The organism is Variovorax sp. PAMC26660, assembly GCF_014302995.1.
Lineage (GTDB): Bacteria > Pseudomonadota > Gammaproteobacteria > Burkholderiales > Burkholderiaceae_C > Variovorax.
In genome coordinates, this window is the sequence record NZ_CP060295.1 from 4945951 (window position 1) to 4970196 (window position 24246).

The window sequence follows — 24246 nt, forward strand, 5'->3', positions numbered from 1 at the left end:
GTTCAGATCACTTCGTATCGGGCTCCGTGATGAACCCGATCTTGCGCACGCCGGCTTCTCGGGCTTCTGACATGGCCTTGGCCACGCGCTCGTAGCGAACGGCTTTATCGCCGCGAATGTGCAGCTCTGGCTGCGGTTCCTTGGCGGCTTCTGCGGCAAGGCGGGCCGGCAATTCGCTGTCGTCGATCTTCTGTTCGTTCCAGTAGTAGGCGCCGTCGGCCGTGACGCTGAACAGGATGTTCTGCGGCTTCGGCTGCTCGGGCTCGCTGGTGGCACGCGGCAGGTCGATGTTGACGGCGTGTTTCATCACCGGCACGGTGATGATGAAGATGATCAGGAGTACCAGCATGACGTCGACCAGCGGCGTCATGTTGATCTCGTTCATCACCTCATCGGGTTCGTCTTGCGTTCCGAAAGCCATGATCAGCCCTTCTTGAGCGGAACCACGACAGCTTCGCCGCTACCGCTTTGCACCCGAGCGCCAGTCACGAAGTAGGCGTGCAGGTCGTGCGCAAAGCTGTTGAGCTTGGTCAGCACGAACTTGTTGCCGCGAACCAGGGCGTTGTAGCCCAGCACCGCAGGGATGGCCACTGCCAGACCCAGTGCCGTCATGATCAGCGCCTCGCCGATCGGGCCCGCCACCTTGTCGATGGTGGCCTGGCCGGCCGAACCGATGCTCATGAGTGCGTGGTAGATGCCCCAGACCGTGCCGAACAGGCCGATGAAGGGTGCGGTTGAGCCTACCGACGCAAGGATCGCGAGCCCGGTCTGCAGGCGTGCAGTGAACGCGTCGATGCCGTTGCGCAGTGAACGCGTGATCCAGTCGCTCACGTCGAGCGCATCGTGCAGATGGGCCTTGGTGTTGCGGTGGTGCGCCGCGGCTTCGCGGCCTTCGAGCGCCAGTGCGCGGAACGGGTTGCTGTCGTCCTTGCCGAGCTTGTTGAGCGCGGTGGCGAAGTCTTCGCTGTGCCAGAAATCTTGCGAGTGCTTGGCAAGACGCTTGTACTTGATGACGTCGAGGGCCTTGACGATGATCACGATCCACGACGCGAGCGACATGCCGATCAACAGCACCGCGACGGCCTTGGTGACGAAGTCGCCCTGATTCCAGACGTTCATCAAGCCAAATTGGGAATCCATACGAAATTGCTCCAGAGAAAAATTAGTTCAGAACGTAGTTGACGGGGGCGTCATAGGACATGGCCTGCACCACGCCGTTGACCTTGCCGGGCACGAACCGGCATTTGAGGATGTATTCGACAGCGGCCTCGTCGAGGCGATCGAAGCCGCTGGACTTCTTGACCTCTGCGCTCTTGGGCAGCCCGTCGACACCGACCAGCACCCGAACGATCACCTTGCCCTGCTCACCGAGCCGTTTGCTCATGGCGGGGTAGGTCGCCTTCGGGTTTTGCAGGTAGTCGGCGTTGCTCGACGGCAGCTGTACTGCGGGCGGCGCCGGCGGCGCTGGTGGCGGTGCGGGAGGTGCTGGCGGAGCAGGAGGCGACGGCGGTGCCGCCGGAGGCGGCGGTTCCGTGGTTCCGACGGGCGCCTGGGGTGCTGGAGTGGGTTTCGGCTCGCGGATGGCCTGCGGCCGCGGTGGCGGCGGCGCCTTGGTCACTTTGGGCTGGGGCGGCGGAGGAGGCGGCGGGTCCACCTTGGGCTTCGGCGGCTCGACGAACTGGCTCAGTATCTCGACTGGAATAACAATTTCGGCGGCGCGGCGCAGCAATCCGCTCTGCAGCGCCCAGAGAGCGGCGCCGTGAAACAGGATGACGCTGCCGGCAATGACGACATTGCGCGAGAGACCCAGGACGGAAGGAGGGGGGGCAAAGCGGTCAGACACGATCAACCATTCGAGTGCGGGCACGGCGAAACGTACCCCGATTGCAGCAAAACCGCTACGACAACATCACTTGTGAAAAATCCACCAGACTGAACCTGCGACCAGGATCAGGCTGCCGCCGAGTGCCGAGACGAGTTCCATGCCTTGCTTTCCTTGATGGAGTTGGCAAGCTGGATCGCTCTCGGGCCCGTTTCGCAATGCAACGCGGCGACCGGGTGCAAAGCGCTGCACTGTGCGACGATATCGCGCGCACAACCTTCACACTGACCACACTGGGTGGCCACGCCGAGTTCGAATTGCACTTCGTCGAAAGTCATGCCGGCCCGCACATGACGTGCGATTTCACGGTCGGAAACTCGGCGGCAGACGCAAACGATCATGGCTGTGAAAGCGGCAGTTGGCTGGCTGTTGGATGTGACTCATTATAAATAAGAATCCATCGCATTTGCAATAACTATGGTGTTACCGATTTATTCAGGCCCCAGCGCCGATCGCTAGACCTCCGACCAGAGCCGCAGGAGGTTGTGATAGTGACCCGTCAGCGCCACCGTCTCCTCGCATTCACCCAGGCGGGCGCGCAGTTTCTGGATGTTCTGGTCGAGCTCGAACAGCATGCTGCGCTGCTGGTCGTTGCGCACCATGCTCTGCAGCCAGAAGAATGAGCACACACGCGCCCCACGGGTCACCGGGTTGACGCGATGCAGGCTGCTGGCTGGATAAAGAATGAGGTCGCCGGCCGGAAGCTTCACTTCGTGCGACCCGTAGGTGTCGATCACTTCCAGTTCTCCGCCTTCGTATTCGTCCGGATCGCACAGGAACAGCGTGCAAGACAGGTCGGTTCTCAGTTGCTGCGCACTTCCGGGCAGCGAGCGCACCGCGCCGTCGATGTGAACCCCGTAGTGCTCGCCTCCTTCGTAGCGGTTGAACAGCGGCGGAACAAAACGCGAGGGCAATGCCGCTGAAAAGAACAGTGCATGCTGGGCCAGCGCGGCGAGTACCGCGTTGCCGAGTTCGCGTCCAACGGCCGATTGCTCCGGCAACTGTCGATTGCGCTTGACCTGCGCACCCTGGTCACCGACGGTCTCCCGGCCATCGACCCAGTTCGTGGCGTCGAGCGCCGCGCGCATTTCGCGCACCTGGGTGGAACTCAGCACGTCAGGCACATGCAGCATCATTTGTCAGGAACTCCGCAAAGAGAAAAGCCCCGGCGCGCGCCGGGGTTCAAAGTGTCGCACCGCGTGAGGCGGCGCTCAGTAAACGTCGCGGCGGTAGCGCCCGCTCGCCAGCATCTCGCCCAGAAGCGCCTCACCGGCGATCTGTCGCAATGCCGAATCCACACCCGACGCCATACCCTGCAGGCTTCCGCAGACGTAGACGGCCGCGCCGTTGTGCAGCCATTCAAGCAGGGCGTCGGCCGATTGCAGCAGCCGATGTTGGACGTAGACACGCTCGGGTTGGTCGCGCGAAAACACCATGTCCAGCCGCTGCAGCACGCCGTTGGCTTGCCAGGTCTCGATTTCTTCTCGATGCAGGAAGTCGTTCGCTGCCTGGCGTTCGCCAAACACCAGCCAGTTGTCGTGCCTGCCCGCAGCGGCACGGGCGCGCAAATGGGCGCGAAGGCCGGCCAGACCGGTGCCGTTGCCGACGAGGATCAGCGGCCGCGCTTCATTGCCATCGAGGCGGAATCCGCGGTGCGGTCGCAAGCGCAAGGCCACGGTATCGCCGACTGTGAGGGTGGAGGTGAGCAGGCCCGATGCGCTGCCCAGCGTGCCGTCGGGGTGTTGCTCCTGCCGAACGAGCAATTGCAGTTCGCCGTCGGTGTGCAGCGATGCGATCGAGTAGTCGCGCGGACGCGTCGGGTCGCTCGCAACTGCAATCTGAGCCAGATCGCCGGACGCCCAATGTGGCATCGCACCGGCTTGCGGCACCAGTCCCAGATGGAAGACGGGTGCGCCAGCGCTGCCGGGGTTGAGCAATCTGCGTGTGGTGAGCCGCCATTGCGCAAACGTCACTGCCGGATCTCCGCTGCCAGGTTCCACGTCCGCCACATCACCCCAGCGGGTTTGCCATTCGGCCAGCGCCACGGCGTCGCTGTTGTCGACTTCGATGCGTTTGAATTCTCGGACGGCGCCTGCGGCCTGCAGCCAGTCATCGAGCGCGCGACCGAAACCGCAGAAGTTGGCGTATTGGCGGTCGCCGAGGGCCAGCACGGCGTAGCGGAGCGAACCCAGCGGCGGGGGCGATCCCATCACGCGTTCGGCGAACAGGCTGGCGCCGTCGGGCGCATCGCCTTCGCCGTACGTGCTTGCCACGAAGAGGGCGCGACTCGCGGTGACCAAGGTTGCGGCATCGAGCGCGTTCAGCTCCATCACTCGCGCAGACGTGCCGGCAGCGCGCAACTGCCGGGCGGTCTGCCACGCGATCGCCTCGGCCTGGCCAGTCTGGCTTGCGAACAACACGAGCGTGGAAGGCTTGTCTCCATCGCTCGAAAGTGCTGAGGCATCTCGTGCCGTGGCTGCCTTTTGCCTGAGTTGGCGCAGGTAGATTCCCGCGCAGAGTGCGGTATAGACCGCCACTGTGGAGCCCGCGCCCAGCGCGCGCCATGCAGCCTCGTTCATGCCTCGGTCTGCGCGCGCCAGGCACGTGTGGTTTGCGCGACAGGTGGTTCTTCGCCGCGACTCACGAGCAGCGCAGCCACATCGTGCTGCTCTGCGAAGTCGAACCCTTCTTCCGGTCCCAGTACCGTCAGCACGGTGGCCAGGGCGTCGGCCTGCATGCACTCGGCATGCAGCACTGTGACGCTGGCCAACGAGTGCTTTGTCGGTTCGCTGGTGCGCGGATCGATGGTGTGCGACCAGCGACGGCCTTCGTGCGTACGCTGATGCCAACGATCGCCCGACGTAGCGACCGCCATGTCGGCGAGCGGGATGCGTCGCGCGGCTGCAGGTTCGCTGTCGACCTGCACTTGCCACGGTTGACCGCCTGGTCGCCGGCCCATGCCTCGCAGCTCACCCCCGATTTCGAGCAGAACATCGACCAGGTCGAGCGCACGCAAGGCCTCGATGCCATGGTCGACCGCGAAGCCCTTGGCAATGCCGGAAAGATCGAGGGCGATGCCGCCCGGTTGCAGCAGCGAACCCTTGGCCACATCGAAGGCCAGCAGTTGCCAGCCGACGCGCGCGTGCGCATCGGCGAGTGCTTTCGGAGTGGGCAGGCCCGCCTCTTGTGCCTCGGGGCCGAAGCCCCAGCAAGTGATCAGCGGACCGACTGTTGGATCGATTGCGCCGCCGCTGGCCGCCGCCCATCGAAGGGCACAGGCCATGACCTCGGCGAACTCCCGAGGCAGCGCGTGGCGCGACCCGGCCTGCGCGCGGTTGAAGCGAGTGATGTCCGACTCCGGCTCCCAGTGGCTCATCTGCGCGACCACGCGGGCGAGCGCCGCATCGACCGCTTCGCGCACTTGCGTCAGCGGCAGCATTTTCGGGTTGTCAAAGCGCAGCGACCACGTGGTGCCCATGGTCTGCCCGCCCAACTGCTGCAGGCTGGCCGGATCGGCACGACGTGGAACGGCTGCGTTGGCGTAACCGCCGGCGCGCCAGGAACTGAAGGAAAGACCCAAGGCTGCTTGCTGCGTCAGGGCATCACTTCAAGGGTGGCCGCGTAGCTCAGGCGGCGTTCCTTGGCTTGTGGCACCGTGGTCTTGTTGTCCTTGGTGGTGGCTTCGAGCCAGTACATGCCGGCTGCCGGCCAGGTCACGCTGAACTGGCCCTTGTCGTCGGTCTTGAGCTTGGTCTCTTCGAGCTTGTCGCGGTACTGCGTGTTGCCAGCCGTCACGCTCACTTCGAGGCCCTTGGCGGGCTGGCCGTCCAGGTGCAGCGTGAAGGTGGCTTTTTCGCCCTTGACCAGGTCGGTCGGGCTGCCGGTTGCAATCAACTCCAGGCCTTGGCCGATCGGCTTGAGCGCCGAGGGCTTGCCGACCGTCACGAAGGTCTCGATGCGGCCGGACGATTGTGTGATCGCCAGTTCTTGTGCATCGGCCGGAATTTCCTTGGCAAGGCTCTCCGGGGTGCCGCGCGCACGCTTGTTCTGACCCGTGGCCTTGTCCTTCCAGCTTGCGAAAGCACCGCCGTTGACCACCGCGATGCGGTAGGTGCCCGTCTGCGCGACGCTCACGTCGAACACGTTGCGAAACTTGAGCTTGGCCTCGATCTCGGGCTTGACCGTGCTGCCGTCGGGCGCGGTAATCTGCAGGCCGTCGAGCCGCAGCGATGCGTGGTTGGCGACGAACAGGTCGTTCGACACTGCCGCGTCGACCGTGACCGTGTCGGCCTTGGAGAACACGGTGGAAGAGGGCAGCAGCCAGGCGTTGTGCGCCTGGGACACGGAAGCGATGGCCGACAGGGCAATGGCGAAGCTGGCAGCGCGCAGGGTAATGCGGGTCATGAGAAGTCCTTGGAGTGGCAGGCTGTCGATGAAGAGTGGAACGGTCCGGTGCCGATCAGGGCTTGAGTTCGAGCTTGATCTCGCCGAGCTCTTCCTTGCCGGTGGCGCTCGGTTGCGTGGCGGCCGTGGGTGGCCACTGGAAGGGAATGCTCACGACCTCGCGTCCGCCGACTTCACGCGCAGCCTCGACCACCAGCTTGTAGGCGCCGGGCGCGAGCTTGGGCATCGGGGCCGTGCCTTCCGTGAAGCTCAACTGGTGCTTGCCAGCGGGCTTGGTCGCGCCGGTCACGCCGTCGACTGGCACCGCCAGCTCGCGGCCGCCACGGCGCCACCACTGGCGCATGTCCTTGAGCCATTTGGTGCCTTCGCCCTCGGGGTTGTTGGTCTTGGTGCGCACGTCGTACCAGACGGCCAGCGTGCCGGCGACCGTGTTGTCGGCGCGTTCGATCCAGGTCGCCACATAGGGGCGGTGGTATTCAGAGGCGTTCAGCCGCGGGATCTCGATGTTGACCGACAGGCCTGCCGCAAAGGCGGGGGCGGCGAACAGTGCCGACATGGCAATCGGCGCGAGTGAATAGCGAACGTGCACTTGAAACCTCTTTCCTGAATCTATCGATCAATCAATGAATGAACAGCAGCGCGAGCAGCAGAGGAATCACGAGCCCCATGCCGACCATCGGCCATGTGAAGGGGCGGTTGCCCGCGTGCATCTTGAGAATGAACAGGCCGGTGATCGAGAAGATCAGCGCGGCGCCCGCGAAGATGTCGATGAACCAGCTCCACGCCGTGCCCGTGTTGCGACCCTTGTGCAGGTCGTTGAAATAGGAGAGCCAGCCGCGGTCGGTGCGCTCGTATTCGATCTCGCCGTCGGCCAGATTCAGCCGCAACCAGGCATCGCCGCCAGGGCGAGGGAGCGAGAGATAGATCTCGTCGTCTGACCATTCGGCCTCGCGGCCGGCGGTGCCGACGTCCCAGTTCTTCTTTATCCAGCCTTGAAGCTCGGCAGGCAAAGGCGCTCTGCCTTTTTGGGCCTTGGCGGCGGGCAACTGCTTTTCGAGCTGTGCGCGAAGGGCTTCATCGACGGAGCCATTCAGCTTCGTGATGGCTGGCTTGGCTTCGATCTGCGCTGCATGGTTGAGCGTGAAACCGGTGACGCTGAACAGGATCATGCCGATCAGGCAGATCGCGGAGCTTACCCAGTGCCATTCGTGCAGGGTCTTGAGCCAGTAGGCACGGCGGCGGTTGTCGGGGCGGGCAGCGGTCATCGAAGGCGCGAATTCTATCTGCGCCAATGAGAATGACTGCTATTTGCGGCGTATTAAGTTACGTAAAGCAATAAAAAACGGGACCGAAGTCCCGTTTGTCATCTGCGATTGGCCTGAGGGCCAGAGCGCCTTATTCGAGTTCGCCCATCTGCGATTGCAGGTAGTTCTGCAGTCCGACTTTGTCGATCAGGTCAATCTGCGTTTCGAGGAAATCGATGTGTTCTTCGGTGTCGTCGAGAATTTCCTGCAGCAGGTCGCGCGAGACATAGTCACGCACCGACTCGCAATGCGCGATGCCATCCTTGATCGTCGCTTGTGCGCCGGTTTCGGCGCCCAGGTCGCAACGCAGCAGCTCGGGCACGTCTTCGCCGATGTTCAGCTTGCCCAAATCCTGCAGATTCGGCAGGCCGTCGAGCATGAAGATGCGGTCCATCAGCTTGTCGGCGTGCTTCATTTCGCCGATCGATTCTTCGTATTCCTTCTTTGCCAGCTTGTCCAGACCCCAGTGCTTGAGCATGCGGTAGTGGAGAAAGTACTGGTTGATCGCGGTCAGCTCGTTCTTGAGCTGCGCCTGCAGATGTTCGATGACCTTGGGGTCGCCCTTCATGGTTTTTTTTCCTTGTTCTAAAAGCGGTGATTGTCAGAGGAGCGGACGAGCACTTGCAAGCAATCCCATGCTGCGGCGGTCTGCATGCGTGTGATGGCGATACACGTTCGCATTGAGGCGCAGCAAACCCATCGCAAACATAGCGACTTCCAATACTTTTAATAGCTCATAACTATTGGGAATATGAGATTGGTAGCTATACTCATGGCTCGCACTTATTTTTGTCCACCCGCAGCATCCAAGGAATCAACATGTCCCTGATCAACACCCAAGTCCTACCCTTCAAGACCCAGGCTTACCTCAACGGCAAGTTCATCGATGTGTCCGACGAGACGCTCAAGGGCAAGTGGTCCGTGCTGATCTTCATGCCGGCGGCCTTCACCTTCAACTGCCCGACCGAAGTCGAAGACGCGGCCGACAACTACCCCGAGTTCCAGAAGCTGGGTGCCGAGGTCTACATCGTGACCACCGACACGCACTTCTCGCACAAGGTCTGGCACGACACGTCGCCGGCCGTCGGCAAGGCCAAGTTCCCGCTGGTGGGCGACCCGACCCATACGCTGACCAACGCTTTCGGCGTGCACATCCCCGAAGAAGGCCTGGCACTGCGCGGCACCTTCGTGATCAACCCCGACGGCATCATCAAGACCGCCGAAGTGCACTCCAACGAAATCGCCCGCGACGTCAAGGAAACTCTGCGCAAGCTCAAGGCAGCGGTCTACACCGCCGCCCACCCGAACGAAGTCTGCCCGGCCAAGTGGAATGAAGGCGACAAGACCATCGCTCCGTCGTTCGACCTCGTCGGCAAGATCTAAGCGCCCACGCGCGAAAGCCCGGGCGCTCGCAAGGCCCCGGGCTTTTTTGTCCCCAGTTGATAGTTTTCAGATATCGAAAGTGAGTCCGCCATGCTCGACGACAGCACCAAAGCCCAATTGAAGAGTTACCTCGAACGCGCCACGCAGCCGATCGAGATCGTCGCCTCGCTCGACGACAGCAAGGCCTCGGGCGAAATGTTGTCGCTGCTGAAGGACGTCGCCGAAGCGTCGCCGCTGGTCAAGCTGACCGAAAGCCGCGACGACAACCATCGCAAGCCCTCGTTCTCGGTCAATCGCCCGAGCGAAAACCACGGCCCGCGTTTTGCCGGCCTGCCGATGGGTCATGAATTCACGTCGCTGATCCTTGCGCTGCTGCAGATCGGCGGCTATCCCCCGAAGGTCGATGAGGCCGTGCTGGAGCAGATCCGCGCACTCGACGGCGACTTCGAGTTCGAGATCTATGTCTCGCTCACCTGCCACAACTGCCCCGATGTCGTTCAGGCGCTGAACCTGATGGCCATCCAGAACCCGCGCATCCGCACCACGATGATCGAAGGCGGCACCTTTCAGGACGAGGTGAAGGAGCGCCAGATCATGGCCGTGCCTACCGTGTTCCTCAACGGCACCGAGTTCGGCCAGGGCCGCATGAGCCTCGAGGAAATCCTCGCCAAGATCGACACCAGCGGCGTCGAGCGCGAAGCCAAGAAGATCGCCGGCAAGGACGCGTTCGACGTGCTGATCGTCGGCGGTGGTCCCGCCGGTGCCGCCGCCGCCGTGTACGCCGCGCGCAAGGGCATCCGCACCGGCGTCGCCTCGGAGCGCTTCGGCGGCCAGGTCCTCGACACGCTCGGCATCGAGAACTTCATCTCGATCAAGGAAACCGAAGGGCCGAAGTTCGCCCACGCCCTCGAAGAGCATGTACGCGACTACGACGTCGACATCATGAATCTGCAGCGCGCCAAGGCGCTGGTGCCGGGCAAGGACCTGATCGAAGTGCAGCTCGAAAGCGGCGCATCGCTCAAGAGCAAGACGGTCATCATTTCGACCGGCGCCCGCTGGCGCAACATCAACGTGCCCGGCGAGCACGAGTTCAAGAACAAGGGCGTGGCTTACTGCCCGCATTGCGACGGCCCGCTGTTCAAGGGCAAGCGTGTCGCGGTCATCGGCGGCGGCAATTCGGGCGTCGAAGCGGCGATCGATCTGGCCGGCATCGTGGGCCACGTCACGCTGATCGAGTTCGACACGCAACTGCGCGCCGACGCCGTGCTGCAACGCAAGCTCAAGAGCCTGAAGAACGTCGACGTGTTCACCAACGCGCAGACCACCGAGATCACCGGCGACCAGAAGGTCAATGGCCTGATCTACAAGGACCGCGCGACGGGCGGGCTGAAAAAGGTCGAGCTCGAAGGCGTGTTCATCCAGATCGGCCTCGTGCCCAACACCGACTGGCTCAAGGGCACGGTCGAGCTGTCGAAGCACGGCGAAATCATCGTCGACGCACGTGGCCAGACCTCGGTGCCCGGTGTGTTCGCGGCCGGTGATGCGACCACGGTGCCGTTCAAGCAGATCATCATCGCGGCCGGCGACGGCGCGAAGGCGGCGCTCGGTGCGTTCGACCATCTGATCCGTTCCTCGGCTCCCGCCTGACGCGTTGTTTGACCCCGCTGAAGTAAGGCACAAGTTGTATCAAATGAGAATTGTTCTCATACAATAGGCGGACCGGGTAAACACGCCCGTCACCGCCAGCCAGGTCACACGCGCAAAGCTCCGCGCCCAAGGTCCAGCAAGCAGTTGTTCAACTGTTTCTGGACCTTTTTCGTGGCCGCTAAAACCCTCCGTTCCCGTCCTCATCGTCTTGCCCTCCTGCCACTGCTGATTGCCTCCGGCTTCGGCATTGCCGCGCCTGCCTGGTCCCAGCAGGTCGCGCTCAATGAGGTGGTGGTGAGCGGCTCGCGCTCGGAGCAGGCCCGCCAGGACCTGCCCGTGAGCGTCGAGGTCATCACCCGCGACGACATCGAGTCCAAGCAGATCAACGACATCCGCGATGCGGTGCGCGACCTGCCGAACGTGTCGGTCAAGCGAGCACCGGCGCGTTTCGGCTTGGCGCAGGGCAATACCGGGCGCGACGGCAATGCGGGCTTCAACGTCCGCGGCCTCGATGGCAACCGCGTGCTGCTGCTGACCGATGGCATCCGCACGCCGCGCAGCTATGTGTTCAGTGCCAACGCGTTCGGGCGCGACTACTTCGACATCAGCCTCATCGAGCGCATCGAGATCATCAAGGGCCCGGCGTCGGCGCTCTACGGCTCGGACGGCCTTGCCGGCCTGGTCAACTTCATCACGCGCGAGCCTTCGTCGTACCTGCGCGATGGCAAGACCTTCGGCGGCAGCGCGAGCGTCGGCTACAGCGGTGACGACAGCGGCAAGCGCGCGGGCGTCACGCTGGCGGGCAAGCCCAACGACACGATGCAGTGGCTCGTGTCGGCCAGCCTCGGCCGTGCGCACGAACTCGAGAACATGGGCCGGTTGAACGTGGCCAACGTCGACCGCACCACGCCGAACCCGCAGCGCGACAAGAACGCGGCCGTGCTGGCCAAGGTCATCCTCACGCCCGATGCCGACCAGCGCCACAGCTTCACTTTCGAGCACGTCGAGAAGACGAGCCGCTACGACCTGCTCTCGGGCATTTCCAAGCCGCCTTTCGTCTCGACCTCGGTGATCGGCCTGAACGCCAGGACCGACCTGCAGCGCGACCGCTTCACCTACGAAGGCCGCCTGCGCCTGAACAGTGCCGTGGCCGACAACCTGCTCGGCGTGGTGAGCTACCAGAAGTCCCGGTCGCGCGAGTTCATCCTCGAAGACCGCTTCACTGCGGCCGACCGCACCCGCGACGTCACCTACGACGAGAACACCTGGCAGCTCGGCCTGCAAGCCGACAAGACCGTCCACATGGGCGACTGGGCGCAGAAGATCACCTACGGCTTCGACTACACGCGCACCAACGTCAAGAACCTGCAGACCGGCCTGGTGCCGCCGACCGGCGAAACCTATCCGCTCAAGCGATTCCCCGACACCCGCGAGACCTCGTCGGCGATCTACGTGCAGGACGAGTTCATTCACGACCGCTGGAGCATCACGCCGGGCATCCGCTTCGACCGCTTCTCGCTTGATGCCAAGCAGACGGGCTTCAACGCGCAGGCCGTGTCGCTGTCGGGCTCGGCGGTGTCGCCCAAGCTGGGCGTGCTGTTCCGTGCAACGCCGCAGTTCAGCGTCTACGGCAACTACGCCTCGGGCTTCAAGGCGCCCAATGCCTTCCAGGTCAACAACTTCTTCGAGAACGTGATCCAGGGGTACAAGACCATCCCCAATCCGAACCTCAAGCCCGAGAAGAGCCAGAACATCGAATTCGGCGTGCGCGGCAAGACCGGCGTGCTGAGCTTCGACGTGGCCGCCTTCACCGGTGACTACAAGAACCTGATCGAGAACGACCGTCTCGTGGGCGGCCGCGGCATCCCGCGCATCGACCCGCTGATCTACCAATCGGTGAACGTCGGGCGGGCGCGCATCAGCGGCTTCGAATTCAAGGGCGAGCTTGACTTCACCGACAACGGCAACGGCTTCTCCGTGCCCTTCGCCTACGGCCAGACGCGTGGGACCGACCGCACCAACAACCGGCCGCTCAATTCGATCGATCCGCGCAAGGCCAGTGTGGGCATCAAGTACCAGGCCCCGGTGTGGAGCGTGCGCCTGGACGCGACGAACCACTCGCGCAAGAAGTGGTCCGACGTGGACCGTACCGAGGTCACGACTGGCTCGCAGTTCCTGACGCCGGCCGCCACCACCCTCGACGTGAGCGCGCAATGGCGCATCCGCAAGGACCTGCGCCTGAACGCATCGGTGACCAACCTCACCAACAAGCGCTACTGGAACTGGAGCGACGTGCGCGGCATCACCACCACGTCGATCCTGCGCGATGCGTACACCCAGCCGGGGCGTGCCTTCAATGTTTCGCTCGTGGCGGACTTCTGACGCCCGCCCCCTGGAAGAAGACTTCACCTTAAAAAAGGAAACCTGATGAACGCCGAAGAATCCCGCGATCGTTTTGCCGCACTGCGCGCCAAGGGCATGCGCCACAAGGACGCCGCCGCGGCCATGGGCCTGCCTGAAGGCGCTGCCATTGCCGCCCACACCGGCACGCACGACAAGGGCCTGCGGGCCACGCGCCTGAAGGGTCCGTGGGTCGAACTGCTGCAGTCGCTCGAACTCTGTGGCCCCGTGCTCGCGCTGACGCGCAACGAGACCACGGTGCACGAGAAGACCGGCATCTACGAGAAGGTCTCGGGCAGCGACAAGATGGGGCTCGCACTGGGCGAGGCGATCGACCTGCGGCTTTTCTTCAGCCGCTGGAACGCGGGCTTTGCGGTGAGCGAAGCGGCGGCCAATCCGGGCGTGCCGCCATCGCTGAGCCTGCAGTTCTTCGATGCGAGCGGCCTGGCGGTGCACAAGATCTTTGCGCGCGACGCCACCGATCGCGATGCGCTGCAGTCGGTCATCGACACTCACACTGCCGCTGACGAGCCGGTCGTGTTCGTGCCGGCCGAAGCCAAGGCCGCGTCGCGCGACGACGCTGCCATCGATGCCGCCGGGCTCGCCGACGCCTGGCGCGGCATGAAGGACACGCACGAGTTCTTCGGGCTGTTGAACAAGTTCGAAGTCGAGCGCCAGCAGAGCTTTCGCCTGACCGAGGGCGAGTTCACGCAGCGCGCAGAGCTGAGCGCCATCCGCGACCTGTTGAACGAAGCCGCGTTCGACGGCACGCCGATCATGGTGTTCGTCGGCAGCCCCGGCTGCATCCAGATTCACAGCGGACCGGTGAAGCGCATCGAGCCGATGGAAATGCGCGGGCCCGACGAGAACGCGCCACCGATCCGCTGGCTCAACGTGCTGGACCCCGGCTTCAACCTGCACCTGCGCGAAGACCGCATCGCCAGCATCTGGATCGTCGAGAAGCCGACCAGCGACGGCATCGTGACCTCGGTCGAGGCCTTCGATGGCACGGGCGAACTCATGGCCATGTTCTTCGGCGCGCGCAAACCCGGTGTGCCCGAGCGCGAGGAGTGGCGTCACATCGTGCGTGGTCTTCCGCGTCTGGCAACCATGCAGCAGGCTTGAACCCCATGAGCGACTTCGCACGAATCGACTCCCTGGCACCGCGCCGCCGCGACGTGCTGCGGCTGCTGTCCGTCTCTTCGCTGGGCGCTGTTGCCGCGCTACCCGCATTCGCGCAGACACTGCGCCTGCCCAAGCTGGTGACGGTGAGCGGTGCGATCACCGAGATCGTCTACCTGCTCGGCGCCGAAGGGCAGCTCGTGGGCACGGACACCACCAGCCTGTATCCGGCGGCGGCACGCAACACGCCCAAGGTCGGCTACATGCGGCAGTTGTCGGCCGAAGGCCTGCTGTCGCTGAAGCCCGATGCCATCATCGCGACCAACGAATCGGGCCCGCCCGTGGTGCTCGACCAGATCCGCAGCGCGGGCGTCAAGGTCGAGATCATCGAGGCCGACCACAGTTGGGGCGAAGTGCAGCGCAAGGTGCAGGCCGTGGGCCGCGCTGCGGCCAAGGAAGCGCAGGCGCGTGAACTACAGGCCCGGCTTGATACCGAATGGGCCGTCGTACAACAGCGCGTGGCCGCCGCCAAGGGGCGCAAGCCGAAGGTGCTGTTCGTGCTGTCGCACAGCGCGAGCCCGCAGGTCTCGGGCGAGAAGACCGCTGCGCACTCGGTGATCGGCTATGCCGGTGGCATCAATGCCCTGAGCGGCTTCCAGGGCTACCGGCCGATGACGGCCGAAGCCATGGCCAGCGCCGCGCCGGACATCATCCTCACCAGCACGCAGAGCATCGAGGCGCACGGTGGCGTCGACAAGTTCTGGCAGCGGCCCGAACTGGCGCTCACGCCGGCCTACAAGAAGCGCGCGCTGATCACGCAAGACGCCTTGCTGCTGCTGGGCTTCGGTCCGCGCACACCGGCGTCCATTTCCGATCTGCACGACAAGTTCCTGGCTGCCGTGGCATGAGCCAGAGGTTCACGGCGCGCGCCGTGCTGGGCGGCAGCGCGCTGCTGCTCGTCGCGGCGTTCATGGTGGGGGCCGTGTCCGGGGCCTACGCCATCAGTCTTTCGCAACTCTGGAACGTGTTGACATCATTGGGGCAGGGCGGCGCCGACAAGTCGCCCGAGCACCTGGTGTTTCTCAATATCCGCCTGCCGCGCCTCGTGCTCGGCGTGGCGGCGGGCGCGGGGCTCGGCATGGCGGGCACGCTGATGCAGGGGCTGTTCCGCAATCCGTTGGCTGACCCGGGGCTGGTGGGAATCAGCAGCGGTGCGGCGCTGGCGGCGGGCGTCACGATCGTGCTCGGTGCCTGGCTCTGGCCGGTGTTGCCCCGCACGCTCGGCAGCTGGACGCTGGTGCTCATGGCCTTCGGTGGCGGCTTGTCTGTGACCTTGCTGATCTACGGCCTCTCGCGCAGCGAAGGCGGCACGCGCATGGCGCTGATGCTGCTCGCCGGCATTGCGGTCAATGCGCTTGCGGGCGCGGGGCTGGGTTTCCTGAGCGTGATGGCGACGGACGAGCAACTGCGCAGCCTGCAGTTCTGGCTGCTTGGCAGCCTGGGCGGTGCGCGCTGGAGCGCGGTGTTGCTGGTCAGCGTGGCTGTGCTTTTGTCGTGCCTTGCGGCGCGGTCGCTTGCCTCGCCCCTGAACGCCATCGCGCTCGGCGAGGCACAGGCAGCGCTGCTCGGCGTGGATGTGGAGCGCACCAAGCGGCGCGCGATCGTCGTCACGGCCGTGGCCGTGGGGGCTGTGACGGCCACGACCGGGATCATCGGCTTCATCGGGCTGATCGCGCCGCACTGGGTGCGCATGATGGCCGGGCCCGATCACCGCGTGGTGCTGCCGGCCTCGGCCCTGTTGGGCGGGGCACTGGTGCTTGCGGCCGACACCGTGGCGCGGACCGTGATGGCGCCGGCCGAACTGCCGCTGGGCGTGCTCACCGCGTTCATCGGCGTGCCGATGTTCCTTTTGATGCTGCGGCACTTCAAGGGGCGCATATGACGGTGGGCACGGAACGCGATCCGATGGCGCTGCGCTGTGAAGGCGTCGAGGTTCGCATCGGAGCGAAGACGCTGCTGGCGAACGCTTCGGTCAGCCTGGCGCCGGGCCGGGTGACGGCCATCCTCGGTCCCAACGGCGCGGGCAAGTCGACGTTGCTGTCGGTGCTGGCCGGCCAGCGCATGCCGACGCAGGGCCGGGTGATGCTCGACGGCCGTCCGCTCGGAGACCACGGCATGCCGGCGCTGGCACTGCGCCGGGCGCTGATGCCACAGGAAAGCGCGGTCGCCTTCGATTTCACCGCTCAAGAGATCGTCGCGTTGGGCCGCTACCCGCATCGCAAGGCGCCGGGGCATGACGAAGACGCGATCATTGCCGAGTCGATGGCGCTGACCGACGTGTCGGCACTGGCGTCGCGCGTGCTCAACACGCTGTCGGGCGGGGAAAAGTCCCGGGCGCACATGGCGCGGGCGCTGGCCCAGCTCTGGCATGCGCGGCCCGATGGTGCGACCCGCTGGTTGCTGCTGGACGAACCCACCGCGGCGCTGGACCTGGCGCACCAGCATTCGGCGATGCGACTGTTGCGTGCCTGGGCGCAACGCGGCGTGGGCGTGGTGGCCGTTCTGCACGACCTGAACCTGGCGCGGCGCTATGCCGACGAGGTGGTGGTGCTGGGGGGCGATTCGGGCGGGGTGCGGCAGGGCGCGGCGGCCGAAGTGCTCGAACCGGCCCTGATCGAATCGGTCTGGGGAACGCCGTGCCAGCCCGTGACGAGTGCCGACGGCACCGTGCAGTACCTGTTCGGCTGAAGGAAAAATAGCGCCTGACGGCCGTCAAATGGTCGTCAGGCGCTATTCAAAAGATAGCAAATCAGTAGGTCAGGCGCTCGGGCCGCAGCTCCTGCAGGATCGTCGTGGCGATTTCCTCGATCGACTTGGTGGTGGTCGACAGCCAGCGGATGCCGGCGCGCCGCATCATGGCTTCGGCCTCGCTCACCTCATGGCGGCAGTTTTCGAGACTGGCATAGCGTGAATCGGGCCGGCGCTCGTTGCGGATCTCGCTGAGCCGCTCGGGCTGGATCGTCAGGCCGAAGATCTTCTTGCGGTGCGGCAACAGAGCCGGGGGCAACTGGCGGCGGTCGAAATCCTCGGGAATCAGCGGGTAGTTGGCCGCCTTCAGGCCGTGCTGCATCGCCAGATAGAGCGAAGTCGGCGTCTTGCCGCTGCGGCTCACGCCCACCAGGATCACGTCGGCGCCCTGCAGGTCGCGGTTGCTCTGGCCGTCGTCGTGCGCCAGGCTGAAGTCGATCGCGGCAATGCGGGCGTTGTATTCCTTGCTCTTGCTGACGTCGCTGAAGCGGCCGATGCGGTGGTTCGACTTCACCGCCAGCTCGATTTCCAGCGGCCGCACGAAGGTGCCGAACATATCCAGCAGCATGCCCTTGCAGCCGGTTTCTATGACTTCCAGCACGTCCATGTTGGCCAGCGTGGTGAAGACGATGGGGCGCACGCCCTCCAGCTCGGCCGTGTGGTTGATGTGGCGCACCGCCTGGTGCGCCTTGTCGACCGTGTCGGTGAAAGGCAGCCGGACATGGCGCGGTTTCATCTCGAACTGGGCGAGCACGGCGTTGCCGAAAGTCTCGGCGGTGATGCCGGTGCCGTCGGAAATGAAGAAAACAGTGCGTGTATGCATGGTGTTGCTCTTGCGGCCTTGTCCTGCGGCGCGCGCGACCTTGCCACGCCTACAATCCGGGCCATTATCGGGAATCCGCTTCCCAACCCCCCATTCTTTCCATGCACACCGCGACCGCACCCAAAGCAACGACAACGATCGTGCCGCGCCGTCTGCATGCAGCACCGGTTTCAACTTCTGGAGCTTCCCCATGTCTGCACTTTTCGACGCGACCGCCTTGGTCGTACCGTTTGAAAACCTGAGAATGACCGACGTCGAGGCGGTTGGCGGCAAGAACGCCAGCCTCGGCGAAATGATCTCGCAGCTGCCGCAGGGCGTGCGCGTGCCGACCGGTTTTGCGACCACGGCCCACGCATTTCGCCAGTTCCTGGCCCACGACGGCCTGGCCGACAAGATCAGCAAGCTGCTCGCAGCGCTGGACACCGAAGACGTGCGTGCGCTGGCCACCGCCGGCGCCCAGATCCGCGCCATGGTCGAGGCCCAGCCTTTCCCGGCCGACCTGCAAAAAGCCATCGGCGAGGCCTACGCCACGCTGAGCGCCGGCAACCCGGCCGCCTCGTTCGCCGTGCGTTCCTCGGCGACGGCCGAAGACTTGCCCGACGCCTCCTTTGCGGGCCAGCAAGAGACCTTCCTGAACGTGGTCGGCATCGACGACGTGCTGCACAAGATGAAGGAGGTGTTCGCCTCCCTCTACAACGACCGCGCCATCAGCTACCGCGTGCACAAGGGTTTCGAGCACGACGTGGTCGCGCTCTCGGCCGGCGTACAGCGCATGGTGCGTTCCGACCTCGGCGCTGCCGGCGTGATGTTCACCATCGACACCGAATCGGGTTTCGACCAGGTGGTGTTCATCACTTCGAGCTATGGCCTGGGTGAAACCGTGGTGCAGGGCGCCGTGAACCCCGACGAGTTCTATGTGCACAAGCCCACGCTGCGCGCCGGCAAGCGCGCGGTGATCCGCCGCAACCTGGGCTCCAAGCTGATCCAGATGGAGTTCGCCACGGCCGAAGAGAAAAAAGCCAGCGGCAAGCTCGTGAAGACCACCGACGTCAAGGCCGAGCAGCGCAACCGCTACTCGTTGAGCGACGCCGACGTTGAGCAATTGGCCCGGTACGCGCTGGTCATCGAAGAACACTATGGCCGCCCGATGGACATCGAGTGGGGCAAGGACGGCACCGACGGTCACCTCTATATCCTGCAGGCGCGCCCGGAAACGGTGAAGAGCCAGCAGCAGGGCAAGGCCGAGCAGCGCTACAAGCTGCTGGGCAAGGGGGCCGTGCTCGCCGAAGGCCGTGCCATCGGCCAGAAGATCGGCACCGGCCCTGTACGCCTGGTGCACAACATCAGCGAAATGGACAAGGTCCAGGCCGGCGACGTGCTCGTCACCGACATGACCGACCCCAACTGGGAACCGGTGATGAAGCGCGCCGCCGCCATCGTCACCAACCGTGGCGGGCGCACCTGCCACGCGGCCATCATTGCGCGCGAACTCGGCATTCCGGCCGTGGTCGGCTGCGGCGACGCGACCGATCTGCTGAAAGACGGCACGCTGGTCACCGTGAGCTGCGCCGAGGGCGACACCGGCTTCATCTACGACGGCTTGCTCGAAACCGAAGTGACCGAAGTGCAGCGCGGCGTGATGCCCGAGATCGATCTGAAGATCATGATGAATGTGGGCAACCCGCAGCTCGCCTTCGACTTCGCGCAACTGCCGAACCACGGCGTGGGCCTGGCCCGGCTCGAGTTCATCATCAACAACAACATCGGCGTGCACCCGAAGGCGATCCTCGACTACCCGAACGTCGACAACGACCTGAAGAAGGCCGTCGAGTCGGTGGCCCGTGGCCACGCTTCGCCCCGTGCGTTCTATGTCGACAAGGTGGCCGAAGGCATCGCCACCATCGGCGCGGCCTTCTGGCCCAAGCCGGTGATCGTGCGCCTGTCGGACTTCAAGTCGAACGAGTACCGCAAGCTGATCGGCGGCAGCCGCTACGAGCCGGAAGAAGAAAACCCGATGCTCGGCTTCCGTGGTGCCGCGCGCTACCTGAGCGCCGATTTCGGCGAAGCTTTCGCGATGGAGTGCGAAGCCCTGAAGCGCGTGCGCAACGACATGGGCCTGACCAACGTGCAGATCATGGTGCCCTTCGTGCGCACCCTGGGTCAGGCCGAGCGCGTGACCACGCTGTTGGGCGAGCACGGCCTGAAGCGCGGCGAGAACGAACTCAAGCTGATCATGATGTGCGAGGTGCCCAGCAACGCCATCCTGGCCGACGAGTTCCTGCAGTTCTTCGATGGCTTCTCGATCGGCTCGAACGACCTGACCCAGCTCACCCTGGGCCTGGACCGCGATTCGGGCCTCGAGCTGCTGGCAGCCGACTTCGACGAGCGCGATCCGGCCGTCAAGGCTTTGCTCAGCCGCGCCATCAAGGCCTGCAAGGCGCAGGGCAAGTACGTCGGCATCTGCGGCCAGGGCCCCAGCGACCATCCGGACTTTGCGCTCTGGCTGGCGGAGGAGGGGATTGAATCGATTTCCCTCAATCCCGACAGCGTGATCGACACCTGGCAGCAACTCGCCAATCGCTGATTGATCGCCCGGCGGCGGGTGCGCGCTGCGCCCGTCGCGCGGCAGACTGCGGAAATCCCCATCGGGGGATTCCCCGTGTCAGCTTCATGACATTGAATCAAAGTGTGTTTCTGGTGTCAGACTTGTGACAATTCACAGGGCGGCGCATCCCGGCAGCTTGCCTGAGGCGACCTCGGTCGTCGCGGCGACTTGCCAGCACCTCGCGGGGAGACCTCCATGATTCTTGTCAAGACGGAAGCGGGCCACCAGGCCCTGAAGGACCGCTCGGTGCCGCTGTCGCCGCGCCAGCGTTCGGCATTCATCCTGTTCGACGGCAAGCGCTCGGTGGACGACGTGCTTGCCGCTGGCATGGGCATCGCCCGCGAAGACATCGACCAGATGATCGAGTTGGGTGTGCTGGAGCCTGTGGGCGGGAGGGCTGCGCCACCCGTGGCGGGCGAGACGCACGCCGAGGCCGCCAAACCGGCTGAATTGGCAGCGGCGCCGCCTTCCGGCCGCAGCAAGCAGCAGCGCTACAAGGATGCCTATCCCATCGCGACCCAACTGACCGGCAGCCTGGGCCTCATGGGGTTCCGGCTCAACCTGCAGGTCGAAGGCACGGGGAGCTATGAAGACCTGCTGGCGCTGGCGCCCAAGATCCGCGCGGCGGTCGGTGCCGAGAAGGCGGCCGCCCTCGACAAGGCCCTGAACGACTGAGCGCCTTGCCGGAATGCAAATTCCAGGGCTATAATCGCCGGCTTTGCCTTGCCACACTGCGCCCGACGCTGCAGGTGGCTTTTCCTCTTCTACGGAAGAATCCACAAGGAGTGCCATGCGTCACTACGAAATCATTTTGCTGATCCACCCGGATCAGAGCGAACAAGTTCCGGCAATGCTGGAGCGCTACAAGGGCCTGATCACGGCCGGCGGCGGCAAGATCCACCGCGTTGAAGACTGGGGCCGTCGTCAGCTGGCCTATCAGATCAACAAGCTCAACAAGGCCCACTACCTGTGCGTCAACATTGAAGCCGAGCAAACCGTGATGGGCGAACTCGAACACGCGTTCAAGTTCAACGACGCCGTGCTGCGCCACCTGACCGTTCAGAAGAAGAAGGCCGACACCGGTCCTTCGTCGATGATGAAGACGGTCGAGCGCGAAGAGGCTCGCAAGGCCCAGCAGGCCGAATACGCCGCCAACAACAACTGATGGCGTGACTGCTGCCGCTGCGGCAACCGGGGTCAACCAGCTTTTGCTGACCGCCTCTGTTGCCGAACTCGGAGCCCTGCGATTCACGCCAGCCGGCTTGCCCGCCATCGACCTGAAGCTCGACCATGAGTCGACGCTTCAAGAGGCAGGAAAAGCCAGGCAGGTGAAGACAGCCCTCAAGGCCGTTGCCTTCGGCGCCATCGCCGAACGGCTCGCAAAGCAGTCGATGGGAAGTCTCTGGCGTTTCCAGGGGTTTCTCGCGACACCGGGCAACGGCAAGCATCCGGTCCTGCACATCCAGGATTTTCAGCAAGATTAATTTTCGACAAGAGGTCCTCAAATGGCCACGTTCAAGAAATTCAACAAAGACAAGCGCCCGAAGCGCAACACCCAGTCGCTGCTGTTCAAGCGCAAGCGCTTCTGCCGCTTCACCGTCGCTGGCGTCGAAGAGATCGACTACAAGGACATCGACACGCTGCGTGACTTCATCAGCGAAAACGGCAAGATCATCCCCGCACGCCTGACCGGCACGCGCGCGATCTACCAACGCCAGCTGAACACCGCGATCAAGCGCGCTCGCTTCCTGGCCATGGTGCCGTACAGCGACCAGCACCGCGTCTAAGGAGTCGACACCATGCAAATCATTCTTCTGGACAAGGTTCTGAACGTCGGCGGCCTGGGCGATATCGTCAAGGTCAAGGACGGTTATGCACGCAACTTCCTGATCCCTTCGGGCCGCGCTCGCCGCGCCACCGCTGCCAACAAGGCCGAATTCGAAGCCAAGCGCGTCGAACTCGAAAAGGCTGCGGCCGCCAAGCTGGCCGAGTCGCAAGCCCAAGGCGAGAAGCTCGGCGGTTCGACCGTCAAGCTCACGCAAAAGGCTGGTGTGGACGGTCGCCTGTTCGGTTCGGTCACCAACGGCGACATCGCCGAAGAACTGGGCAAGCAAGGCTACAAGGTTGCCAAGTCGCAAGTGCGTCTGCCCAACGGCCCGATCAAGGTCGTCGGCGACACCACCGTGAGCGTTGCGCTTCACACCGACGTGGTGGTCGACATCACTGTCACGGTCTACGGCGAAACCGCCTGATCCCGAACAGCGTCTCGTGCGCTGTCGAAAAAGCCGCCTCCGGGCGGCTTTTGTTTTTCCGCGACCGAAGTTGAAGTTCTCCGGTGGTAGTGCACTGGAAGATCACCGTTTATTCACAACCTTGTCCACACGCGCAGCGCTGTGCGCGGCTTAGCATGCAGGGTTGCAAGGGAAGTCCATGTCCGCCGTTTTCTCCTATCCCGACGGTAATTCGTCGGCCGACCGCCAGATCGCCCAACTGCGCATTCCGCCTCACTCCATCGAGGCCGAATCGAGTGTGCTCGGTGGCCTGCTGCTCGACAACGGCGCCTGGGACCGCATGGGCGACCTGCTGGTCGACGGCGACTTCTATCGCCACGAACACAAGCTGATCTACGCTGCGATCGGCGGCCTGATCAACGCCACCAAGCCGGCCGACGTGATCACGGTCTACGAGCAACTGCAGAACCTCGGCAAGGCCGACGAGATCGGCGGGCTGGTCTACCTGAACTCGCTGGCGCAGTACGTGCCGAGCGCGAGCAACATCCGGCGCTACGCCGAGATCGTGCGCGAGCGCTCCATCCTGCGAAAGCTCGTGTCCGCCGCCGACGAAATCGCGACGCAGGCCTTCAACCCGCAGGGCAAGCAGGTTGACAAGATCCTCGACGAAGCCGAGCAGAAGATCTTCAACATCGGCGAAGAAGGCACGCGGATGAAGCAGGGCTTCCAGAGCATGGATGCCCTGGTGGTCGAACTGCTCGACCGCGTGACCGAGATGGCCGAGAACCCGAACGACATCACGGGCATCCGCACCGGTTTCCACGATTTCGACAAGATGACCTCCGGCCTGCAGGCGGGCGACATGATCGTGCTGGCTGCGCGTCCATCGATGGGCAAGACCTCGCTCGCGATCAACATTGCCGAACACGTGGCGCTCGAAGAGGGGCTGCCGGTCGCGGTATTCTCGATGGAAATGGGCGCCTCGCAGTTGGCGGTTCGTATCGTGGGCTCGATCGGCCGCATCGACCAGGGCCACCTGCGCACCGGCAAGCTCAGCGACGAAGAGTGGCCGCGCCTGACCGAAGCCATCGAGAAGCTGCGCACCGTGTCGCTGCACATCGACGAAACGCCGGGCCTGTCTACCAGCGAACTGCGTGCGAATGCGCGCCGGCTGGCGCGCCAATACGGGCGCCTCGGCCTGATCGTGGTCGACTACCTGCAGCTGATGTCGACCAGCAGCTCGGGCGACGAAAACCGCGCCACGGCCGTGGGCGAAATCTCGCGGGGCCTGAAGATGCTGGCCAAGGAACTCAAGTGCCCGGTGATCGCGCTGTCGCAGCTCAGCCGTGGCGTGGAAAGCCGGACCGACAAGCGCCCCATGATGAGCGACTTGCGCGAATCGGGCGCCATCGAGCAGGACGCGGACATCATCATGTTCATCTACCGCGACGACTACTACGACAAGAACAGCAAGGAGCCGGGCGTGGCCGAGGTGATCATCAGCAAGCACCGTAACGGCCCCACCGGCACCATCAAGTTGGCCTTCCTGAAGCCGATCACCAAGTTCGAGAACCTGGCCAGCTACAGCCACAACGAACAGTACTGACACGATCGGTCCGCGCAAGGCGCGCGGCGCG

At 64.2% G+C, this 24246-nt stretch carries 26 protein-coding genes; 14 read left to right on the top strand and 12 right to left on the bottom strand.

All coding sequences use genetic code 11. The annotated features are described in order from the left end of the window. Window positions 1–7: 7 nt before the first annotated feature. The 11 genes from H7F35_RS23330 to bfr form a co-directional block, all read right to left on the bottom strand. On the bottom strand, window positions 8–421 hold the full coding sequence (locus tag H7F35_RS23330; protein WP_187108944.1) for an ExbD/TolR family protein: 414 nt from the start codon (window positions 419–421) through the stop codon (window positions 8–10). Between the two features lie 2 nt (window positions 422–423). Continuing rightward, window positions 424–1140, bottom strand: a complete 717-nt coding sequence (locus H7F35_RS23335; protein ID WP_124458678.1) for a MotA/TolQ/ExbB proton channel family protein — start codon at window positions 1138–1140, stop codon at window positions 424–426. A gap of 22 nt (window positions 1141–1162) precedes the next feature. Beyond that, a complete protein-coding gene (locus H7F35_RS23340; protein WP_410010800.1) occupies window positions 1163–1846 on the bottom strand; it encodes an energy transducer TonB in 684 nt (227 codons plus the stop codon). Between the two features lie 104 nt (window positions 1847–1950). After that, complete coding sequence (locus H7F35_RS23345; protein ID WP_187108946.1) at window positions 1951–2223, bottom strand: bacterioferritin-associated ferredoxin; 273 nt, start codon at window positions 2221–2223, stop codon at window positions 1951–1953. A gap of 114 nt (window positions 2224–2337) precedes the next feature. After that, window positions 2338–3018 carry a Fe2+-dependent dioxygenase gene (locus tag H7F35_RS23350; protein ID WP_187108947.1) on the bottom strand — a complete coding sequence of 227 codons (681 nt, stop codon included), beginning with the start codon at window positions 3016–3018 and terminating at the stop codon, window positions 2338–2340. A gap of 75 nt (window positions 3019–3093) precedes the next feature. Then, window positions 3094–4461, bottom strand: coding sequence for a sulfite reductase subunit alpha (locus tag H7F35_RS23355; RefSeq protein WP_187108948.1), 1368 nt, complete (start codon window positions 4459–4461; stop codon window positions 3094–3096). Then, complete coding sequence (locus tag H7F35_RS23360) at window positions 4458–5462, bottom strand: FAD:protein FMN transferase (protein WP_187108949.1); 1005 nt, start codon at window positions 5460–5462, stop codon at window positions 4458–4460. Before H7F35_RS23360 ends, H7F35_RS23355 begins: the two co-directional genes overlap by 4 nt. Before the next feature lie 14 nt (window positions 5463–5476). Then, a complete protein-coding gene (locus H7F35_RS23365) occupies window positions 5477–6286 on the bottom strand; it encodes a DUF4198 domain-containing protein (RefSeq protein WP_187108950.1) in 810 nt (269 codons plus the stop codon). Window positions 6287–6341: 55 nt separating this feature from the next. After that, window positions 6342–6842 (bottom strand): DUF2271 domain-containing protein, encoded by a 501-nt coding sequence (locus H7F35_RS23370; RefSeq protein WP_187114384.1) that lies wholly within the window; start codon window positions 6840–6842, stop codon window positions 6342–6344. 64 nt (window positions 6843–6906) lie between these two features. Continuing rightward, the gene (locus H7F35_RS23375) at window positions 6907–7551 is read right to left on the bottom strand and encodes a PepSY-associated TM helix domain-containing protein (protein WP_187108951.1); all 645 of its coding nucleotides are present in this window, start codon (window positions 7549–7551) and stop codon (window positions 6907–6909) included. Between the two features lie 130 nt (window positions 7552–7681). Continuing rightward, on the bottom strand, window positions 7682–8158 hold the full coding sequence (gene bfr / locus H7F35_RS23380) for a bacterioferritin (protein ID WP_081270476.1): 477 nt from the start codon (window positions 8156–8158) through the stop codon (window positions 7682–7684). Window positions 8159–8409: 251 nt separating this feature from the next. On the opposite strand from bfr, the gene ahpC reads away from it, so the two are divergent. From ahpC to H7F35_RS23415, 7 genes are all read left to right on the top strand, one after another. Continuing rightward, window positions 8410–8973 carry an alkyl hydroperoxide reductase subunit C gene (gene ahpC, locus H7F35_RS23385; protein WP_013540513.1) on the top strand — a complete coding sequence of 188 codons (564 nt, stop codon included), beginning with the start codon at window positions 8410–8412 and terminating at the stop codon, window positions 8971–8973. A gap of 90 nt (window positions 8974–9063) precedes the next feature. Then, entirely contained in the window at window positions 9064–10620 is a 1557-nt protein-coding gene (ahpF, locus tag H7F35_RS23390) for an alkyl hydroperoxide reductase subunit F (RefSeq protein ID WP_187108952.1), read from the top strand. A 171-nt stretch (window positions 10621–10791) separates the two neighbouring features. Then, window positions 10792–13002 (top strand): TonB-dependent hemoglobin/transferrin/lactoferrin family receptor, encoded by a 2211-nt coding sequence (locus H7F35_RS23395; protein ID WP_187108953.1) that lies wholly within the window; start codon window positions 10792–10794, stop codon window positions 13000–13002. A gap of 45 nt (window positions 13003–13047) precedes the next feature. Further along, a complete protein-coding gene (locus H7F35_RS23400; RefSeq protein ID WP_187108954.1) occupies window positions 13048–14145 on the top strand; it encodes a hemin-degrading factor in 1098 nt (365 codons plus the stop codon). A gap of 5 nt (window positions 14146–14150) precedes the next feature. Continuing rightward, window positions 14151–15050 (top strand): hemin ABC transporter substrate-binding protein, encoded by a 900-nt coding sequence (locus H7F35_RS23405; RefSeq protein ID WP_187108955.1) that lies wholly within the window; start codon window positions 14151–14153, stop codon window positions 15048–15050. After that, window positions 15047–16084, top strand: a complete 1038-nt coding sequence (locus H7F35_RS23410) for a FecCD family ABC transporter permease (protein WP_187108956.1) — start codon at window positions 15047–15049, stop codon at window positions 16082–16084. The genes H7F35_RS23405 and H7F35_RS23410 overlap by 4 nt, the downstream gene beginning before the upstream one ends. Beyond that, on the top strand, window positions 16081–16890 hold the full coding sequence (locus H7F35_RS23415; protein WP_261803323.1) for a heme ABC transporter ATP-binding protein: 810 nt from the start codon (window positions 16081–16083) through the stop codon (window positions 16888–16890). Before H7F35_RS23410 ends, H7F35_RS23415 begins: the two co-directional genes overlap by 4 nt. A gap of 61 nt (window positions 16891–16951) precedes the next feature. Here H7F35_RS23415 and H7F35_RS23420 read toward each other — a convergent pair whose 3' ends face one another. Next, window positions 16952–17773: a pyruvate, water dikinase regulatory protein gene (locus H7F35_RS23420; protein ID WP_093237002.1), complete on the bottom strand. Its 822-nt coding sequence runs from the start codon at window positions 17771–17773 to the stop codon at window positions 16952–16954. Between the two features lie 190 nt (window positions 17774–17963). Here H7F35_RS23420 and ppsA point away from each other — a divergent pair, with 190 nt between their 5' ends. The 7 genes from ppsA to dnaB all read left to right on the top strand — a co-directional run bounded on the left by ppsA (window position 17964) and on the right by dnaB (window position 24215). Continuing rightward, entirely contained in the window at window positions 17964–20357 is a 2394-nt protein-coding gene (ppsA, locus tag H7F35_RS23425; protein WP_187108957.1) for a phosphoenolpyruvate synthase, read from the top strand. Between the two features lie 216 nt (window positions 20358–20573). After that, entirely contained in the window at window positions 20574–21053 is a 480-nt protein-coding gene (locus H7F35_RS23430) for a hypothetical protein (protein ID WP_187108958.1), read from the top strand. A 115-nt stretch (window positions 21054–21168) separates the two neighbouring features. Then, on the top strand, window positions 21169–21543 hold the full coding sequence (gene rpsF / locus H7F35_RS23435) for a 30S ribosomal protein S6 (RefSeq protein ID WP_124458694.1): 375 nt from the start codon (window positions 21169–21171) through the stop codon (window positions 21541–21543). Between the two features lie 4 nt (window positions 21544–21547). After that, window positions 21548–21862 carry a primosomal replication protein N gene (gene priB / locus H7F35_RS23440; RefSeq protein WP_187108959.1) on the top strand — a complete coding sequence of 105 codons (315 nt, stop codon included), beginning with the start codon at window positions 21548–21550 and terminating at the stop codon, window positions 21860–21862. Window positions 21863–21883: 21 nt separating this feature from the next. Continuing rightward, window positions 21884–22165, top strand: coding sequence for a 30S ribosomal protein S18 (gene rpsR, locus H7F35_RS23445; RefSeq protein WP_007830781.1), 282 nt, complete (start codon window positions 21884–21886; stop codon window positions 22163–22165). Window positions 22166–22177: 12 nt separating this feature from the next. Further along, window positions 22178–22630 (top strand): 50S ribosomal protein L9, encoded by a 453-nt coding sequence (rplI, locus tag H7F35_RS23450; RefSeq protein ID WP_187108960.1) that lies wholly within the window; start codon window positions 22178–22180, stop codon window positions 22628–22630. A gap of 178 nt (window positions 22631–22808) precedes the next feature. Then, complete coding sequence (dnaB, locus tag H7F35_RS23455) at window positions 22809–24215, top strand: replicative DNA helicase (RefSeq protein WP_187108961.1); 1407 nt, start codon at window positions 22809–22811, stop codon at window positions 24213–24215. The last annotated feature ends 31 nt before the right edge of the window (window positions 24216–24246 follow it).

Coding starts and splice junctions, on each gene's coding strand:
- H7F35_RS23355 (WP_187108948.1), bottom strand. CDS start 4,461: ATGAACGAGGCTGCATGGCGCGCGCTGGGCGCGGGCTCCACAGTGGCG.
- H7F35_RS23330 (WP_187108944.1), bottom strand. CDS start 421: ATGGCTTTCGGAACGCAAGACGAACCCGATGAGGTGATGAACGAGATC.
- rpsR (WP_007830781.1), top strand. CDS start 21,884: ATGGCCACGTTCAAGAAATTCAACAAAGACAAGCGCCCGAAGCGCAAC.
- ppsA (WP_187108957.1), top strand. CDS start 17,964: ATGTCTGCACTTTTCGACGCGACCGCCTTGGTCGTACCGTTTGAAAAC.
- H7F35_RS23415 (WP_261803323.1), top strand. CDS start 16,081: ATGACGGTGGGCACGGAACGCGATCCGATGGCGCTGCGCTGTGAAGGC.
- rpsF (WP_124458694.1), top strand. CDS start 21,169: ATGCGTCACTACGAAATCATTTTGCTGATCCACCCGGATCAGAGCGAA.
- H7F35_RS23430 (WP_187108958.1), top strand. CDS start 20,574: ATGATTCTTGTCAAGACGGAAGCGGGCCACCAGGCCCTGAAGGACCGC.
- dnaB (WP_187108961.1), top strand. CDS start 22,809: ATGTCCGCCGTTTTCTCCTATCCCGACGGTAATTCGTCGGCCGACCGC.
- bfr (WP_081270476.1), bottom strand. CDS start 8,158: ATGAAGGGCGACCCCAAGGTCATCGAACATCTGCAGGCGCAGCTCAAG.
- rplI (WP_187108960.1), top strand. CDS start 22,178: ATGCAAATCATTCTTCTGGACAAGGTTCTGAACGTCGGCGGCCTGGGC.
- H7F35_RS23420 (WP_093237002.1), bottom strand. CDS start 17,773: ATGCATACACGCACTGTTTTCTTCATTTCCGACGGCACCGGCATCACC.
- H7F35_RS23365 (WP_187108950.1), bottom strand. CDS start 6,286: ATGACCCGCATTACCCTGCGCGCTGCCAGCTTCGCCATTGCCCTGTCG.
- H7F35_RS23370 (WP_187114384.1), bottom strand. CDS start 6,842: ATGTCGGCACTGTTCGCCGCCCCCGCCTTTGCGGCAGGCCTGTCGGTC.
- H7F35_RS23335 (WP_124458678.1), bottom strand. CDS start 1,140: ATGGATTCCCAATTTGGCTTGATGAACGTCTGGAATCAGGGCGACTTC.
- H7F35_RS23405 (WP_187108955.1), top strand. CDS start 14,151: ATGAGCGACTTCGCACGAATCGACTCCCTGGCACCGCGCCGCCGCGAC.
- ahpC (WP_013540513.1), top strand. CDS start 8,410: ATGTCCCTGATCAACACCCAAGTCCTACCCTTCAAGACCCAGGCTTAC.
- H7F35_RS23410 (WP_187108956.1), top strand. CDS start 15,047: ATGAGCCAGAGGTTCACGGCGCGCGCCGTGCTGGGCGGCAGCGCGCTG.
- H7F35_RS23345 (WP_187108946.1), bottom strand. CDS start 2,223: ATGATCGTTTGCGTCTGCCGCCGAGTTTCCGACCGTGAAATCGCACGT.
- ahpF (WP_187108952.1), top strand. CDS start 9,064: ATGCTCGACGACAGCACCAAAGCCCAATTGAAGAGTTACCTCGAACGC.
- H7F35_RS23350 (WP_187108947.1), bottom strand. CDS start 3,018: ATGATGCTGCATGTGCCTGACGTGCTGAGTTCCACCCAGGTGCGCGAA.
- H7F35_RS23400 (WP_187108954.1), top strand. CDS start 13,048: ATGAACGCCGAAGAATCCCGCGATCGTTTTGCCGCACTGCGCGCCAAG.
- H7F35_RS23375 (WP_187108951.1), bottom strand. CDS start 7,551: ATGACCGCTGCCCGCCCCGACAACCGCCGCCGTGCCTACTGGCTCAAG.